We start from the raw sequence: 17,138 nt of genomic DNA, 5'->3' as shown, positions 1-17,138 counted from the left end.
GCGCATGGCATCCACACAGCAGAATAAGAAGGATACGCGCAATTCCGCTATAGCCGCCGCACTGATTATGGTGGTTTTCGGCGCGCTGTTTTATTCCATGCCGATCATTATGCTGGCGGTCGGGCCTTACAGCCATGTGCTGGCGGCGCTGATTGCTGTTGTTTTTGTGATGGCCTTTTTTGTGGTGTTCTGGCTGCGGGCGAAATCACAGCGAAAACACCACAAAGATTAATCAGCTGAGGGCAGCAATCAGCAGAAGCACGCCTGTCAGAATGATGAATAATGCAGCGGCGATTTCAATCGCCGTTTGCAAACGTGCTGACATCAGCGGATTCTTGACCAGGCGCAGCGCCGTATTTTTAGCGGTGACAGCCAGTGTTGCCAGCAAGGCAACGGTGATGAAAGTACCGAATGCCATGGCAAAAGCAGAGAGAATACCACCCAGCATCAGACCGTTGAGCATTGAAAATGTCAGCACGATAATCGCGCCGGAGCAGGGACGGATGCCGACGGCAATAATCGCTGCCCATGCGGTTTTCCAGTTGAAATCACCGCTCAGAGTGGACGGATCAGCAAGGTGACTGTGGCCGCAGGCTGTGCAATTGGCACCATTCCCTGAAAACTCATGGTCAAAGACAGCCGGTTTTGCATTGGCAGGCTGATATTTAAGCCGCATGGATGTGTTCAATGCCGATGGTTTTTGTGTTGCCGAGGCTGAGAGTGAACCTTGCCAGACGGGAGCCGGTGCAATTGTTTCAACCGCTATTGCAGGAGCACGTTGCGGCTTTGAGCGAAGCTTGCGGAAGATGATATAAATCCCGCAGAGAATGACCAGCACATAGCTGGCTATTTCCATGCCGCGTCCTGCTTTTCCCATTGAAATGCCGATACCACGCAGCACAAACCATGCCATGCCGACCAGAAAAATAGCGGACAGTGCCTGCAAAACGGATGAGACGAAGGAAAGAAAAATTCCGCGTCGCAAAGCTGTTTCATTGGCAATCATATAGGATGAGATCACTGCTTTGCCGTGGCCGGGGCCGGCGGCATGCAAAATACCATAGAGAAAAGACAGGCTGACCAATGTCCACGCAGCCCACGGATCATCCTTCATCGCTTTCAGTGCTGTGGTCATCATCAGATAGAAACGTTTTTGCTCGGCATTAATCCACAATATCAGCTTTGCAAACGGGCCGGTTGGCTGCAATGTGACTTCACTGGCGCCGATACCCAGTGAAGACTGTGCCCATGCCTGACTGTGAAGCACAAATAACAGGCAGGTGCATATGGTCAGCAGCAAAGCACAGGCTCTTAACGGGGGTAGAGTAAGAGTGTGTTGCTTTGCGTGGTTCATGCCGGAATGCCTCTGATGATATAACGTAACAAATTTGAATTTTGGCCAATCCTTATGCGCTGGCCGGTGACTTGTTATTTACAGGTGATTTCTATTCGGGTTGCGAAGAATTTTGACACGTCATTGGTCATCGCCGCGGCTTCGTCGAAGAATGCCTGTGTCAGACTTTGCTGGTTTTGGGCAAGCGCCTCATCGGGATCAGGGCGCACAACAGCAGAACTGCAGCCGGATGGCATGCCCTTCACTACCAGATCTTCGTCTTTCAGATAATCAATTGCCGTATAGAAAGTCGGGTCATAGACGCCGAAACTGACTTTATGCCCGGGTTCCAGTTTCAACGGTTTTTCCGGCTTACTTTCAAACAGAACAATCAGCTGATTATCCGGCAGATCGGCAATCAGATGCTCAGGCTTGTTCATGGCAATATCTTTGCCATCCTGCGTAACTGTCTGAAAATATTTATACTCGGCAATAGAAGTGTCGATTGTTGTGCTGAGTTCATTCAACTCGGCGCTGTCGAGTTTCAGCGTGCCTTTCTTGTCGAACTCCATCAATACGGTTGACGAGAACAGGTCGTCAAAGCGCCAGACATGCGCCAGTTTCTCAACGGAACGATCCGGTGTGATTGTGATTTCCAGACGGGCTTCGGCAAAAACATGCGGATGCGCTGATGCCGCGACAACACCCAGCCCTGTCATGAGACAGGTCAGGCCGAGGACATTCAGTAAAGACTTGTTTTTGCTGCTGGTCATGGAAACGAAAATCACTCTTTTGAGCGGTCAATGCTGGTTCGGAATTTGGAGAATGAGTGAGGCAAAACTACGACGACAGTCTACGGGTTTTACGCCTCGTCATTGGTCAGCTCTTTGCACGGATTATCTTTGAACCATTTGGCGAGATAATCCACCAGCAGACGCACTTTGGCAGGCAGATAGGTACGGTGCGGGTAAACGGCATAAATGCCGCCGTCATTAAGCATATAATCTAGGAGCACCGGCACAAGTGTGCCTTTATTCAACTCACCATCAGCAACAAAACGCGGCAGAACGCTGAAGCCCAGACCTTTGACAGTCGCTGCCATGGTGGTGAGCGGGCTGTTGACCTCCAGCGGGCCGCGGATGGCGACTGTCATCATCGAGCCGTCCTGATTGCGGAACTGCCAATTATTGCGGGAACGGCTGTTGGTATCAATAATGCAGGGCATTTCCCGCAATTGCTCCGGTGTTTCCGGCATGCCCAGCCGTGCGATCAGATCAGGCGAGGCGCAGACAACAGTGTGAAATGCGCTCAGCCTTTTGGCGATCAGCGATGAATCCTGCAAGCGGGTGATGCGGATGGCAAGGTCAAAGCCTTCCTCAACCAGATCTACAAACCGGTCATCAAGGTGGATATCCAGCGCAATCTCCGGATGGTCAGCACAAAAATCAATCAGTGACATGCCCAGTGAGGCATCAGCAAAGCTGCGCGGTGCTGTCAGTTTGATCTTGCCGCGCACATCGCCGCTGCTCTCGGAGATGGAGTCTTGCAGATCATCCAGCTCACGCAGAATCTCCGTTGCGCGGTGATAATAAGTGTGGCCGCTCTCGGTGAGTGAAAATTGCCGAGTTGTACGGTTCAGTAGCCGCACGCCCAGATCATCTTCCAGCTCGCGGACATATTTGGACAGAAGGGCTTTGGAACGACCGATTTTGCGCGCAGCTGCGGAAAAGCCTTCGGCCTCCACAACATCAATAAAAGCACGCATCCGTGTGAGTGTGTCCATAAGCTCTGTCCTCCAGATCAGCGACTAAACCGCACCATATATCGCGATCCTGAATATTCAAAATGTCTCAGAAATATCAAAGTGATTCGCTGCATTGCAATCAATAAGACACCTGTTTTTATCATCTACATAAAGCACTGCGCCGTATTTTGAATAAAGAAGTGATTTATTAACCAAAAAAAATCAAACCGGCGCAAATTTGTCATTGTGTGGACACATAAATCATCTTATATCGCGCTTGCCCAAAGTCGCACGTGCCTGTGGGTGTCCGCCGGTATTCTGAATGGAGAATAGACCGGTACGGTAACCTGGACCTAACCGCTCCAGTTGATCTGATGGCCAACCATGGATCAAGGACACCTTGAAGCAACGACGGTGCGGGCCTTTCTGGTGTCTTCCGGCTCTCCACAGGTCGGGAACTCAAAGAGGCACACCCTCATTGCCCTAAGTGCGGAACCGGGTTTTTCCCATTCCAAGCCAAGGCAGACAAAGCGGAAAAACGCTAAATTCAGGGCGTTGATCCATCTGCATATGTATTTGTTCCGTGTTTCCTGCATCTCCAAAGGCCGGTTGCGCGAAGAGCTGATTCATATTTGCCGTAAGGCAGTTTGTCCCTCTGATGGCTTTTGATGCGTGTATGCGCAGGTATTTGCTCATCAGTCCTTTGAAACCATGCTCAACCTTGTGCGTCATTGCACGGGGGCAGGCTTTCGCATCGCAAATGATATGAAGATGCGGCTTTTTACTGCTTATTGCAGTTCAGGAGATCAGGATGGCTACACAGCGCATTATCGACTTTCTCGCCACCCGACGTCCGGAAGGCCCTTGCCTTGTCGTTGACCTCGACATTGTGCGTGAAAATTATGAACATTTTGAAAAGGCTCTGCCGGCCTCGCGCATTTTCTATGCGGTAAAGGCAAATCCTGCACCGCAGATTCTGTCGCTGCTCGCCTCCATGGGCTCGAACTTCGACACAGCTTCGGTTGCGGAAATTGAAATGGCACTCAATGCCGGTGCAACACCTGACCGCATTTCTTATGGCAATACCATCAAGAAAGAGCGCGATATTGCACGCGCCTATGAATATGGCATTCGCCTCTATGCTGTTGATTGCGTTGCAGAAGTGGAAAAGGTTGCCCGTGCGGCTCCTGGTTCCCGCGTGTTCTGCCGTATTCTGGCCGATGGTGAAGGTGCTGAATGGCCGTTGTCGCGCAAATTCGGCTGCGTTCCGGAAATGGCTGTTGATGTGCTGCGTGCAGCCCATCAGCTGGGTCTGGATGCCTATGGCGTATCGTTCCATGTCGGTTCGCAGCAGACTGATCTGACCGCTTGGGATCGTGCTCTGGCCGATACCAAAGGCGTGTTTGATCTTTTGGCTAAAGAAGGCATCAACCTGCGCATGGTCAATATGGGCGGTGGTTTCCCGACCCGTTATCTCAAAGATATCCCGACTGCACAGGCCTATGGCGAAGCTATTTTCGACGCGCTGAGCCGTCATTTCGGCAATCGTCTGCCGGAAACCATCATCGAGCCAGGCCGCGGCATGGTTGGCAATGCCGGTGTCATCAAAACCGAAGTGGTTCTGGTTTCCCGCAAAGCTGACAATGACAATCGCTGGGTCTATCTCGATATCGGTAAATTCGGCGGTCTGGCTGAAACCATGGATGAAGCGATCCGTTATCAGATCGTGACTCCGCGTGACGGCGATACTCTGGAACCTTGCGTTCTGGCAGGCCCGACCTGTGACAGCGCCGATGTGATGTATGAAAAGGCACCTTATCCACTGCCGGTCTCGCTGACCATCGGTGATGAAGTGCTGATCGAAGGCACCGGCGCTTACACAACAACCTATTCGGCTGTTGCGTTTAACGGTTTTGAACCGCTGCGCTCCTATGTGATCTGATACTGATATGCGTCTCGTCAGGGACGCATATTCAGCATCACATTGCGAATGATACCGGTGGAAGAATTCCACCGGTCTTGTCACATAAGATTTTTGCTTTGTGTTTATCCTCATACATCTGTGTGAGGAAACAATACCCCTTACCGCTTTGTTTTAGCGCATTTGTTTCACGCAAATGCTTTAAGGTTCACGCTGATGTCTGCTTCTTCTGTTGCGGCCGGAACCACGGCTGAATTGTCAGCCGCGCAAATCACTGCTCCGGCACCGGTCTCGTTTAGTATTGCGCATGAAACGCCTGCGGACAGCAGCGCGCGTGAGGCTTTGCTCGACCGTGTGATGGGCGAGGGACGCAAGCGCAAATCATCGGAAAAGCTACGCCGTAAACGCGTGCCTGCTTATGGGCTGGCATTGATTGCCCGCGATGCGCATGGCGTAATGATCGGCAGTGTCCGGCTCTGGCATATTTCTGCCGGTAAAAAAGCCGGCGGAGAAGCTGTGCCTGCTTTGCTGCTGGGACCTTTGGCGGTTGAGACAATCTATGCGGGGCGGGGTGTCGGCGCCGCTTTGATGCGTCAGGCTATTCATAATGCGCAGGCGCTTGGTCATAAGGCGATTTTGCTGGTGGGCGATCCGGAATATTATGGCCGTTTCGGTTTTACCGGCAATAAAATGGCTGATCTGGCTATGCCGGGGCCTGTGGAACGTCACCGTTTTCTGGCACTGGAGCTGGAAGAAAACTATCTGGACGGTGCATCCGGTGTGCTGACTGCTACCGGCAAGCTGATTGCTGACCGTCAGGCCATTGCTGTTTGAATAGAGCGGAATTTAAAGAAAAATAACCGGTTTCAGCTGTCAGTCTCTGCTTTCAGTTGAAACCGGTTTTGAATAGCATACCTATATAGAACGAAGAATTATGCTCCGGCTATTTTGCCGGATAGTTCACATATAGGGAAAACAGAATGCAACTGGCAGATATCGGACTGATCGGGCTTGGCGTCATGGGTTCTAATCTGGCGCTCAATATTGCTGAAAAAGGATATCGGGTTGCAGTTTATGACCGTGAAGCGCCGGTATTAGAAAAGTTTTATGCTTCCAGCGGTGAGTTGCAGGAACGCATTATTCCCTGTGCAACCATGGAGCAGCTCAGCCAGAATATTGCCAGGCCGCGCCCGATTATCATGCTGATTAAAGCAGGCAGCCCCGTTGATACGGAAATGGCCAAGCTCAAGACCTTTCTGGAAAAAGGCGACATCATTATTGATTCCGGCAATTCCGATTACCGCGATACGGTGCGCCGCCTGAATTCTCTCGGCGAAAATGATCCGACTTTTGTCGGTATGGGCATTTCCGGTGGTGCGGAAGGTGCGCGTAACGGTCCGTCAATGATGGTGGGTGGTACGCCTGAAGCCTATGCGCGGATTGAGCCGATACTGGATGCGGTTGCCGCGCGTTATAAAGGCGAACCATGCAGTGCCCGTATGGGGCCGGATGGTGCGGGACATTTCGTCAAAACCATTCATAACGGTATTGAATATGCCGATATGCAGATGATTGCGGAAATCTATGGCATTTTGCGTGATGTCTGCGGTTTGAAGGCGGAAGAAATCGCGCCGATTTTTGCAAAATGGAATACAGGCGCTCTGAATTCTTATCTCATCGAGATTACGGCAGAAGTGTTGAAAGCGCTTGATCCTGAAACCGGAAAGCCGGTGCCTGATATTATTCTGGATGCTGCAGGGCAAAAGGGTACCGGACGCTGGGCGGCAATTGAAAGCCAGATTCTCGGTGTTCCGGCAACAGGTATTGAAGCGGCGGTTGCTGCACGCTCGATATCCTCCCTGATTGCACAACGACAAAAACTGGCAAATGTCTATGGCGAGCCGGTACAGACAGGATCGATCAAGGCGGATCAGGCTTTTATTGATGCACTGGAGCAGGCATTGCTGGCCGCAAAAATTGCGGCCTATGCGCAGGGCTTTGCAGTGATGGCCGCAGCTTCACAAGAGCATCAGTGGAATCTGCCTTTAGCAACGATTGCACGGATCTGGCGTGCCGGTTGTATTATCCGCTCACAGTTTCTGGATGAAATCGGTGAGGCTTTTGCTGCGAGTGAGGTGGATAATCTGCTTCTGGCACCTGCATTTGTTGAGCAAATGAGCGTGGCTGCGCAAAGTCTACGTCAGGTTGTGGCTGCCGCGGTGACTGCCGGAGTGCCGGTACCGGCACTGAGCTCTGCGATCAGCTATTTTGATGGTTTCCGCCAGAAGCGCGGTTCAGCCAATTTGATTCAGGCGCAGCGTGATTTCTTCGGGGCGCATGGTTTCAAAAGAATCGACAAAGACGGCGACTTTCACGGCCCTTGGGGCGATGGGCTGTAATTGTACCTTGTCACAGGACAAGAAAAAGGCCGGACTTGATAAAAGTCCGGCCTTTATTTTTATTTGCCCAGAACCAATAAATCCTGTGCAGCAAAATGGACAGTGATTTTGTCACCATGCTGCGGCGGGCGCACCGCCGGATTGTTGAAACTGTCGAAAGACAGCTGATTTGCACCCAGTGTTACACGGGTACGAATGACTGAGCCTAAGAAGTGCACATCCTGCACAATGACTTCAACGCTGCTATCGCGGGCAGGGGAGGCATCAAGGCTGATGGTTTCCGGCCGCAGAGCCAGAGTGACCGCATCACCTTTGTTGTAAGATGCCAGTGATTGCGGCACGGTGATAATCGTTCCTCCGAGATCCGCTTTATTCTGCTGCGGGTCTGCCACACGGGCTTCCAGCATGTTCAGCGTACCAACGAATGATGCCACGAAGCGCGTTGCCGGACGGTTGTAAATATCAAACGGCGTGCCGATCTGATCGGCTTTACCTTCATGCATCACCACGATCCGGTCGGAAATAGACAGTGCTTCTTCCTGATCGTGGGTAACAAATACGGTTGTGATGCCAAGCTGACGCTGAATGGCGCGGATTTCTTCGCGCAGCGAAATACGGATTTTCGCATCCAGTGCCGAGAGCGGTTCATCGAGTAGCAGAACCTGCGGCTTTGTTGCCAAAGCACGGGCAAGAGCAACACGCTGCTGCTGGCCGCCTGACATCTGATAAGGGAAGCGGTCTGCCAGATGTTCAAGGCGGATCAGTTCAAGCATTTCCTTAACTGTTGCATCAATCTCGGTTTTAGGCTTGCCTGAAACCCGCAGACCAAAGGCAACATTCTGCGCTACGGTCATATTAGGGAACAGCGCATAGGCCTGAAACACCATGCCGATATTGCGCTTATTCGGCTTGAGATCGACCACATCCTGACCGTTGATCTCGATCACGCCCTGATCGGGTGATTCAAAACCGGCAATCATACGCAGAACGGTGGTTTTTCCGCAGCCCGATGGTCCGAGAAATGAGATGAACTCGCCTTTTTCAACCGCCAGACTGAAATCATGGACAACAGTATTGGCGCCGAAGCTTTTTTTGAGATTATTGATATTGAGAAAAGCCATGACTTAATTGCCTGCTGTCTTAAATTTGGAGAAGCGGGTGACAAGCTGGAGCATAATCATGCTCAGCCATGTGATGCCGAAGGCAATGATTGCCAGTGCTGACGGTTCATAAGCGCGGTTTGCACCGACAAGCTGCAAATAAGGGCCGAAAGCCGGACGATTGAGCAGCGAAGCCAGCGTAAATTCACCGATGACGATCGCAAAGGTAATGAACGCACCGCTCATAACGCCGGAAAGCACATTCGGGAAAATCACCTTGAACAGAATGGTCGGCCAGCCTGCGCCCAGACTTTCCGCGGCTTCTGTCAGCGTACGCACATCAATCGTGCGCATGGCCGTATCAATCGAGCGATACATATAAGGCAGCGCCAGAGTCACATAGCCGAACATCAGCAGAATATCGGTTGCACGCGTTGATCCTGTAAATGGCAGCCATGAGGACGAGTTATAAATCCGCAAATAGCCGAATACGATAACAATCGCCGGAATAACCAGTGGCATCAGCGTGATAAATTCAATGACGGGGCGCAAATATGGCATGCGCAGACGCACCCAATAGGCTGTCGGCACGACCAGCAACACGCCGAAAATAATCGTCATGATTGCCAGCATGATGGAGTAGCCGAAAGTTGCCTGAAAATTCGGGTCAGTCAGCACTACACGATAGGCATCAAAGGAATATTCGCCGCGGCGCATACGCAGGGAAAATTCAAATGTACCGATCAGCGGCACCACAAAATAGATCGCGCCGATCAGAAAGGCGATCCATGCGCCGAGGGTTTTTGGAATGAAATATTTCAGCTTCATTTCTGCCACCGTTCTGCACGCATGCGCAGCCAGATATAAAGCAGATTGGAAATACCGGTAATCAGGATCATACCCAGAGCCAATGCATAGCCGAGATTCTGATTGTGCAGAACATCACCACGAATCTGCGCATAAAGCAGGATAGGTACGATATTCAGCGAAGAACCGGTCAGCGCATAGGCTGTTGCAATGGCGCCAAAGGCATTGGCGAACAGCAACAGGCTGGTGCCGAGCAGGCTGGGCCAGAGAATCGGAAAGGCCACCATGCGCCAATATTGGAATGTCGTGGCACCTAGAATGGATGAAGCCTCACGCCATTCTTTTTTCAGACCGTCCAGAGCAGGGGTGAGGATCAGCACCATCAGCGGAATCTGGAAGAACAGATAGGTCAGTGTCAGGCCGAAAAAGCTCAGCAGGTTAAAACCGGTGGCATAGAGATTGAAGCCGAACCATTCGCGCAGCAAAATCGTGACAAAACCGGTGCGGCCTAGCGTGGCAAGAAAGGCGAAAGCCAGCGGCACACCGGCGAAGTTGGACGCAACGCCGGAGAATGTGAGCACAGTCGGGCGCAGAAAACGAGGCAGTTTGCCCAGTACAATCGCCCATGCCATGAACGAACCGATCACAGCGCCACCCAAAGCGGAGGCAAAGCTGATTTTGATCGAGACCCAATAGGCGCTCATGATGCCGGGTTCAAACAGATCTATAATATTTTGCAGGGTGAAATTACCCTGACTATCCTGAAATGCACCGACAACCAGATACATGGTCGGCCAGAGCAGAAACAGAATTGCGAAGGCGAAAAACGGGGCAACACCGAGCCACTCTAAAGGCAGACGGCGCTTGGCGCGTCGCACAGGGGGCGTGTCAGATGTTATGCCATTGCTGGACAGGCTCATATGATTTTTGCTTTTTATCGTCTGCGTCGGTGATGGCTTCCGCAGATTGAGGTGCTGAAATCTGCAGGCATACAGCAATGTTCAGATTGCGGTGCCGGCTGAGTTATTTTTTATGATGATATGTGTCGTATAAAAATGCAAATTGCAAAACCTGTTACGGGCGGGTGTTGCCGCCCGTAACAGCAGCATTCAGCTGTTCAGCTTACTGAACATTCGCGCCGACAACGCTATCCCAGTTCTTGGTGATGACAGCCTGAGACTTGTCGAGTTCTTCCAAAGTCGGGAAGACAGCTTTCTGGTAAGCTTCTGCCGGTGGCAGCTTGTCGAGCAGTTCCTGAGGAATCTTGCCTTCTTTTGCCATGGCGTTGAAGCGGATCGGGTGGCAATAGCCTTTCAGATAACCGATCTGGCCTTCATCGGAATAGAGATGTTCCATCCAGAGTTTGGCTGCATTTGGATGTGGTGCATAGGCGCTGATGCCCTGTACATACACACCGGCTACCACACCGGTTTTCGGAATGATAACTTCAACTTCCGGATTGCCGTTCAGCGTATCGCGGTCTGCCAGAGCATTATAGTCCCAGCGGATAACGATAGGGGTTGAGCCCTGTGCCAATGAAGCGGCCTTGCCGATGACAGGTACAAAATTACCGGCCTTGTTCACGTCGCGGAAGAATTCCAGACCCTTCTGAGCTGCTTCTTCACCCGGCTTGCCGCCAAGAGAAAGACCGGCTGCATACACGCTCAGGATTGCCTGTGTGGATGCACGCGGATCGCCGGAATGCGCAACGGCATTGGCAAATTCAGGCTTGAGCAGATCAGCCCAGTCCTGCGGTGCATCTTTGATAATGTCTTTGTTTACTTCGAAAGCCAATACGCCGTAATAGTCGCCGTACCAATAACCTTCAGCATCCTTGGCATCATCAGGGATCGAATCCCATGTCGATACTTTATAAGGCTGGAGCAGGCCATCTTTTTTCGCGGTGGTGCCGAAGGTAAAGCCGACATCGATCACGTCAGGCGCCTGAGGGCCTTTATTGTCTTTGTTCGCTTTGATCGCTTCGATTTCATCACCGGAGCCTGCATCCGGATTCAGTTCATTGACCTGAATGCCGTATTTGTCTTTGAAGCTCTTGATGATTTCACCATAGCCGCACCAGTCATGCGGAAGGGCGATTGTGGTCAGCTGACCCTCTGCTTTCGCGGCGGCGATCAGTTCTTCTGACGGAGCTGCCACGGATAATGTGGTGCCGGCAAAAGCGATCGCTGTTGTCAGGGACAACAGCCGTGTTGTTCTGTTAAGCATTGACATACTCCCCTTAAAGCTACGGGAGGCCTGCTTTCAGGCATCCTCGCATTTTTTCGATAGGCGCGTCATATGAAAGTACCATGACAGCTATCGTTTTTCTTTATCCGGGCAGAAGTGAACCATGTTTTTTTATCGCAATCAATTGAATGTTGCAGTTTAGAGAGAAGGAAATGAATAAAAAACAACAATATACTTAATCTCTTGAATATATTGATTTTTATCGGATGATAATCCGGCTGCGCGGCGTGGTTCTGAATATCAGAAAGGATTCATAGGCTTAGCCGCAAATGTCGTTAACCGGATAGTATGAGCGGGCAATTAGTTGGTAATTGTGCATTGTGACAAAAACATTTTAATAAAATAACTGTGCCGGATAATGAGATTCTGTTTGGCGGTGAAATAATCTTAATTTTAAGGCACTGATTTTTAATTATTAAGTTCTGCAGAAGAGTGTTTTGGGCCGGTTTCCAGAGGGAGGGGATGACCGGAGATTCGTCGCAGCGGATCACTGTTGTTTTATCTTATTTGCGTCATCGCGTTGAAATAGTATTTTTGCTGCATTCATGTCTTAGTTGAGAAGAGGCGCGCAAATCATGTGCGTTTATTTTCGAATCATTTTCATATTCGCGCGTTTTTATGCGCTTTGATTTTTATGTTTTCATTTCGCTGATTATTACAGGTGTTTAAAACGGAATTTTTTCATGGAATTTGAATTTATCCATTTCCCGGAATTTCAAAACAGTTTCTTTGGCAAAGAATATTGTTCATCTATTCTGGAAACATATATCGCCGTTCGTAAAAAACTTTCCTGCAAGCATATTACGCATATTACGCCTAAGCATGCGGATGCGGGCATGGCTGATAATATCAAGACTGTGGTGTCGACATTTCCGGCAGACTGGATCGTGAATTACGCTGCAAAAAGTTATTTTGATATTGATCCGCTTTTTCATCAGAAATGGTCTGATCCCGAGCTGCCTCATAGTGTCAGCATTACAGAGATTTACAGTCACAAACAAAATACACCGGCATTGCAGAATTATGTCGATGATTTGAGAGCGCATAATTTTGGCGATACATTTATTATGGTGACACAGCGGCTGAATGGCAGCGGGGATGCCCATACTATTTTTGCGTTTGATACGAAAAAGGGCAAAAACGACCTCAATGCCGAAGACCTGATCCGTCTGCTGGAAAAGGATTTTTTACAGGCGACTGCGCAATTACATGAATCTGTATTATCCGCGGTGAGCGACTATTCATCACAAAAGAGCGAAGTTCAGTCGCTGGTTTCTCTGACGCCACGCGAGGTTGATTGCCTCAAATGGGCCGCACGCGGAAAAACTGACGGTGAAATTGCTGAAATTCTCAGCATCGCCCGCTGGACAGTGGTGACCTATCTGCAAAATGCCAAGATCAAACTGGGTTGTGCCAACCGCACATCTGCAGTGGCGGTGGCGATGTCGCTTGGCATTATACCTTTGCCGGATACATCGCATTTACAGGGCTGATTGGCAAAAACACCCCGCATTTTTGCGGGGTGTTCTATAATTCCTGCTCAGTTATGCGCGCAACTTGCGCACAGACCGCGAATTTCCAGAGTGGTTTTCGTTGGATGAAAATGGTTCTTCTGCGTCCAGTGCTGCACGCAATCTTCGATTTCCGGCTCAGAAAATTCCGAAGCTAAACCGCATTTATCGCAAATGGCAAAAGCTGCGATACCATGCAGATGGCCGTGCTCATGATGGTGCGGATGGGCGCAGGCAATAAAAGCATTCAGGCTTTCAAGGCGGTGGATCAGGCCGTATTCGAGCAATTTGTCCAGTGCACGATAGACTTGCAGGGGGGCACGGAAGCCTTCTTCGCGCAACTGGTCGAGAATTGTATAGGCGCTGAGCGGGAACTCAGCTTTTGCAAGCGCTTCCAATACGAGATTCTGATTACGTGTGAGTTTCGGAGCGCGCGCTGCCGCAGATGCAGTTCCTGTATGCGTATGAGCGGTCATTATGAAGTCTCCTTATCGCGCGCAACCGGCAAAGATGCTTTGAGTTTTTGCCATGGGAGCAAGCTTATAACAAAAAACACCACAGAAGCCACGACTATGGATGGTCCTGACGGTGTGTCATAATTTAATGAGCCGAATAGACCGGCAATAACCGAGCAGGCACCGATAAAAGCCGCATAGATGGCCATTTGCTCCGGCGATAATGCAAAACGGCGCGCCGTGGCTGCCGGAATAATCAGCAGAGCGGTAATCAGCAGAATACCGACGATTTTCATGGCAATGGCAATCAACAGCGCCAGCAAAATCATAAACAATGTGCGGTGCAGCTCCGGTTGCAGGCCTTCAGCCTGCGCAATATCTTCGCTGATGGTCGCTGCCAGTAGTGGTCGCCAGAGTTTGATCAGACCCGCAAGAATTAACGCTCCACCGGCGTAAATGGCGATAAGATCAGATATGGATACTGCGAGAATATCGCCGAACAACAGTGACATCAGATCAAAGCGGATCCATGTCATGAAGGCGACAAGCACCAGTCCGAATGCCAATGTGGCGTGGGAGAGTATGCCCAGTAATGAATCGGCTGAAAGTGAGTGGCGTTTTTGCAGGACGACCAGCAGCATGGCGATACTAAAAGCGATCAGAAAGACGGAAACCATAATATTCAGGTCAAACAGCATAGCAAGGCCAACACCAAGCAGCGCCGAGTGAGCCATCGTGTCGCCGAAATAGGCCATGCGTCGCCATACAATAAAACAACCGATAGGGCCGGTAATTAAAGCGAGGCCGATACCGGCAAGCATGGCGCGGATAAAGAAGTCATCAAGCATGATTGTGTCCACCGCTTTGGGGGTGATTATGGTCTTCGCAGTGTTCATGATGATGGCCGTCATCATGGTGACAGTGATCGGTTATCGTGCCGTCTGCATGTTGCACCCGTCCGTCAGCCAGATGGGTATGGTCATGATGATGTGTGTAGACTGCAAGCGAGGGCGGAATTTCCATGCCGCGCGGAGTGCGCAATCCGAAAAGCTTCGCATATTCAGGGCTGGCCGCCACATCAACCGGCGTACCACTGCAACATATATGCCCGTTCAGGCAGACAACGCGGTCTGTTGCGGCCATAACAATATGCAGATCATGGGAGATCATCAGAACACCGCAACCGGTCTGATCGCGGAACTTTGCAATTTTCTCGTAAAGCTCGGCTTCACCGGCAAAATCAACACCCTGCAGCGGTTCATCCAGCACCAGCAAATCCGGTTTGCATGCAAATGCACGGGCAAGCAGCACACGCTGAAACTCGCCGCCGGAAAGATGGACAACTTGTGCTTTGATGAGTTGCGGAATGCCTGCAAGTTGCAGAGCTGCTTCGATTGCTTCTGTTCTTATAGGAGCAGTCATGCGGATCATGCGCTCAACTGTCAGCGGCAGGCTCGGATCAATCGAGATTTTTTGCGGAACATAGCCGATGGTCAGGGACTTCTCGCGTTTCACTGCACCTTCATCAGGCTTATGAATGCCCAATGCCATTTTGGCGGTCGTGCTTTTCCCCGAGCCGTTAGGGCCGATGAGCGTAACAATTTCGCCTTTATGCAGAGTGAGATCAATGTTGCGGACAAGCCAGCGACCGTTCCGCTCAATCCCTGCATTTTCAAGGCGCAGAAGAATGTCAGATGTCTGTCCGCTGGCGGCAGCTGATAATGGATGATGCATTGTACGCTTTCGGAATGATAGAAAAGCAGATCCTGCTCTTGTCACGAGTTATCTCATACGTTATAGCATTACGCAATAATGTAACTTTATAACATATTGTTCCGATATGCTGTCATTTCAATCGCTGGCAGTGATTAATAGCAATTTCTGTGAGGTTTTATGTCTGTTATCCGAGTTTTGCTGGCATCTGCTTTGTTGTCTGTTTCTTCGCATACTGTTCTTGCGGCGGAAAAAGGCGATGTCGTGGTTTCGATTAAGCCAATTCATTCGCTGGTCTCTGCTGTTATGCAGGGGGCAGGGGAGCCGGATCTTATTGTTAAAGGCGCTGCATCAGAGCATGGCTATAATCTGAAACCGTCTGATGCCGGTGCACTGGAAAAAGCAAAAGTCATTTTCTGGGTCGGGCCGGAAATGGAAACTTATCTGACAAAGCCATTAGAGACTCTTGGTTCTAAGGTTGAAGTTGTACGGCTGGATCAGGTAAAGGGACTTGAGATCCTGTCTGCGCGTGAAAGCGGTAATTTTGAACCGCATGATCATGGCGGGCACAGTCATGGTGAGGGTGGTGAAGCGCATGACCATCATCATGATGATTTGCATCTCTGGCTTGATCCGCAAAATGCCAAGCTGATGCTGGAGCCGATTGCGGAAGCTTTAAGTAAAGCTGATCCGGAGCATGCCAAGCAATATCAGGCGAATGCGGCAGCCTATGCCGATAAGATTGATGCGCTGCAAAAAGAAGTGGCGGCGGAGCTGGAGCCGGTGCGCACCAAGCCTTATATTGTGTTCCACGATGCCTATCAGTATTTCGAACGTCGTTTCGAACTTTCCGCGGCAGGCTCAATTACGGTCAATCCGGAAAAAGCGCCGGGTGCAGCGCGTATTCGTGAAATTCAGACCAAAGTGAAGTCCTTGGGGGCGACCTGCGTTTTCTCCGAACCGCAATTTGAGTCCGCTTTGGTAAAGACCGTGCTTGAAGGAACGGAAGCTAAAACAGGCATACTTGATCCGCTTGGGGCTGATCTTCAGGATGGACCGGAACTTTATCCGCAGCTGATCCGCAATCTGGCGACATCGCTGAAGACCTGCCTGCAGTAATTCCCGTTACAAATCGCTATAGCCATCTGCCAGTGTGCGCTTATCCAGCACGCTGGCGATGGCTTCACGTACTTCCAGCATCATACGGCGAATTTTACAGTCTTCTTCGATGCAGTCCTCGCAGGCTTTATACCCTGTCTTGCTCGCGCAGGGGAGGGGGGCCAGAGGGCCGTCAAGGCTGCGGATAATATTGCCGATTGAAATCTGATCGGCCGGTTTGGCCAGACAAAAGCCTCCGCCTTTACCTTTGCGGCTTTGAACAAAGCCTGCAACGCGCAGGTCTGTCAGGATATTATCCAGAAATTTGCGCGGGATGTTACGTGCCTTGGCAATCTCGCCAACAGAGATAAGGTCATCCTGTGTGGCTTCTGCCAGATGAACCATTGCTTTGAGGCCGTATTTCCCTTTTTTAGTGAGCATGTAAGCGGTGTTCCCTGCATTATATAATGTTATTGCTCTCTATCTGTAGCGCAGAGTAGGGCGGGTATCAAACACAAGTCATAATCTATGTGTCTGTCGCGGGCTTGCTGATTTGCCGAATCCGGTTTTCCGAGGGTGAAAAAGAGGGTAAATTTTCGCTTAATTTTTAAAGTTTTCCCTGTGGAAAGAAAGTTTGCGATTTGTGTAATTTTTTTGAAAAGTCGTGTTGACAGTTTGGGAGAGTGGGGTCTATATAGCGACACAACGAGGGCGGCGGCGCTGCTAGCGGCAGAGAGCTTCGCCCCTGAGATTGGTTGACTGAGGAATTGGTTAGCTGGTTAAAGCACTGAAAAGATTGAGAGATTGATT

General features: G+C 50.5%; 16 protein-coding genes and 1 pseudogene. 6 read left to right on the top strand and 11 right to left on the bottom strand.

Annotated features, from left to right (window positions below):
- Window positions 1-4: 4 nt before the first annotated feature.
- On the top strand, window positions 5-232 hold the full coding sequence (locus F7P81_RS14185; protein WP_151160040.1) for a hypothetical protein: 228 nt from the start codon (window positions 5-7) through the stop codon (window positions 230-232).
- On the opposite strand, the gene F7P81_RS14180 is transcribed toward F7P81_RS14185, so the two are convergent.
- The 3 genes from F7P81_RS14180 to F7P81_RS14170 all read right to left on the bottom strand — a co-directional run bounded on the left by F7P81_RS14180 (window position 233) and on the right by F7P81_RS14170 (window position 3,116).
- A complete protein-coding gene (locus tag F7P81_RS14180; protein WP_151160039.1) occupies window positions 233-1,354 on the bottom strand; it encodes a nickel/cobalt transporter in 1,122 nt (373 codons plus the stop codon).
- Between the two features lie 74 nt (window positions 1,355-1,428).
- Window positions 1,429-2,106: a DUF1007 family protein gene (locus F7P81_RS14175; protein ID WP_151160038.1), complete on the bottom strand. Its 678-nt coding sequence runs from the start codon at window positions 2,104-2,106 to the stop codon at window positions 1,429-1,431.
- 89 nt (window positions 2,107-2,195) lie between these two features.
- Window positions 2,196-3,116 (bottom strand): LysR family transcriptional regulator, encoded by a 921-nt coding sequence (locus tag F7P81_RS14170; RefSeq protein ID WP_022709725.1) that lies wholly within the window; start codon window positions 3,114-3,116, stop codon window positions 2,196-2,198.
- A gap of 772 nt (window positions 3,117-3,888) precedes the next feature.
- Here F7P81_RS14170 and F7P81_RS14165 point away from each other — a divergent pair.
- The 3 genes and pseudogenes from F7P81_RS14165 to gndA all read left to right on the top strand — a co-directional run.
- On the top strand, window positions 3,889-5,019 hold the full coding sequence (locus tag F7P81_RS14165; RefSeq protein WP_151160037.1) for a type III PLP-dependent enzyme: 1,131 nt from the start codon (window positions 3,889-3,891) through the stop codon (window positions 5,017-5,019).
- 195 nt (window positions 5,020-5,214) lie between these two features.
- The gene (locus F7P81_RS14160) at window positions 5,215-5,832 is read left to right on the top strand and encodes a GNAT family N-acetyltransferase (protein WP_151160036.1); all 618 of its coding nucleotides are present in this window, start codon (window positions 5,215-5,217) and stop codon (window positions 5,830-5,832) included.
- Window positions 5,833-5,972: 140 nt separating this feature from the next.
- Window positions 5,973-7,397, top strand: a pseudogene (gndA, locus tag F7P81_RS14155) (NADP-dependent phosphogluconate dehydrogenase); the annotation flags it as partial.
- Window positions 7,398-7,456: 59 nt separating this feature from the next.
- On the opposite strand, the gene F7P81_RS14150 reads toward gndA, so the two are convergent.
- The 4 genes from F7P81_RS14150 to F7P81_RS14135 form a co-directional block, all read right to left on the bottom strand.
- Complete coding sequence (locus tag F7P81_RS14150; protein WP_151160034.1) at window positions 7,457-8,518, bottom strand: ABC transporter ATP-binding protein; 1,062 nt, start codon at window positions 8,516-8,518, stop codon at window positions 7,457-7,459.
- A 3-nt stretch (window positions 8,519-8,521) separates the two neighbouring features.
- A complete protein-coding gene (locus F7P81_RS14145) occupies window positions 8,522-9,325 on the bottom strand; it encodes an ABC transporter permease (protein WP_022709619.1) in 804 nt (267 codons plus the stop codon).
- On the bottom strand, window positions 9,322-10,224 hold the full coding sequence (locus F7P81_RS14140; protein WP_022709618.1) for an ABC transporter permease: 903 nt from the start codon (window positions 10,222-10,224) through the stop codon (window positions 9,322-9,324). Before F7P81_RS14140 ends, F7P81_RS14145 begins: the two co-directional genes overlap by 4 nt.
- Window positions 10,225-10,426: 202 nt before the next feature.
- Window positions 10,427-11,530, bottom strand: a complete 1,104-nt coding sequence (locus F7P81_RS14135; RefSeq protein WP_022709617.1) for an ABC transporter substrate-binding protein — start codon at window positions 11,528-11,530, stop codon at window positions 10,427-10,429.
- Between the two features lie 704 nt (window positions 11,531-12,234).
- On the opposite strand from F7P81_RS14135, the gene F7P81_RS14130 reads away from it, so the two are divergent.
- Window positions 12,235-13,044: a helix-turn-helix transcriptional regulator gene (locus F7P81_RS14130; RefSeq protein ID WP_151160033.1), complete on the top strand. Its 810-nt coding sequence runs from the start codon at window positions 12,235-12,237 to the stop codon at window positions 13,042-13,044.
- A 47-nt stretch (window positions 13,045-13,091) separates the two neighbouring features.
- Here F7P81_RS14130 and F7P81_RS14125 read toward each other — a convergent pair whose 3' ends face one another.
- The 3 genes from F7P81_RS14125 to F7P81_RS14115 are packed head-to-tail and all read right to left on the bottom strand — an operon-like array spanning window position 13,092 to window position 15,251.
- Window positions 13,092-13,538 (bottom strand): Fur family transcriptional regulator, encoded by a 447-nt coding sequence (locus F7P81_RS14125; protein WP_075656960.1) that lies wholly within the window; start codon window positions 13,536-13,538, stop codon window positions 13,092-13,094.
- Entirely contained in the window at window positions 13,538-14,365 is an 828-nt protein-coding gene (locus F7P81_RS14120) for a metal ABC transporter permease (protein ID WP_151160032.1), read from the bottom strand. Before F7P81_RS14120 ends, F7P81_RS14125 begins: the two co-directional genes overlap by 1 nt.
- Entirely contained in the window at window positions 14,358-15,251 is an 894-nt protein-coding gene (locus F7P81_RS14115; RefSeq protein WP_151160031.1) for an ATP-binding cassette domain-containing protein, read from the bottom strand. Before F7P81_RS14115 ends, F7P81_RS14120 begins: the two co-directional genes overlap by 8 nt.
- Window positions 15,252-15,410: 159 nt before the next feature.
- On the opposite strand from F7P81_RS14115, the gene F7P81_RS14110 reads away from it, so the two are divergent.
- The gene (locus F7P81_RS14110; RefSeq protein WP_151160030.1) at window positions 15,411-16,349 is read left to right on the top strand and encodes a zinc ABC transporter substrate-binding protein; all 939 of its coding nucleotides are present in this window, start codon (window positions 15,411-15,413) and stop codon (window positions 16,347-16,349) included.
- A 6-nt stretch (window positions 16,350-16,355) separates the two neighbouring features.
- Here the strand turns inward: F7P81_RS14110 and F7P81_RS14105 are convergent, their stop codons facing one another.
- A complete protein-coding gene (locus tag F7P81_RS14105; RefSeq protein ID WP_075656957.1) occupies window positions 16,356-16,769 on the bottom strand; it encodes an RrF2 family transcriptional regulator in 414 nt (137 codons plus the stop codon).
- Between the last annotated feature and the right edge of the window lie 369 nt (window positions 16,770-17,138).

The organism is Pseudochrobactrum saccharolyticum (genome assembly GCF_008801715.1).
GTDB lineage: Bacteria > Pseudomonadota > Alphaproteobacteria > Rhizobiales > Rhizobiaceae > Pseudochrobactrum > Pseudochrobactrum saccharolyticum.
This window is presented reverse-complemented; position numbering and strand designations above follow the sequence as displayed.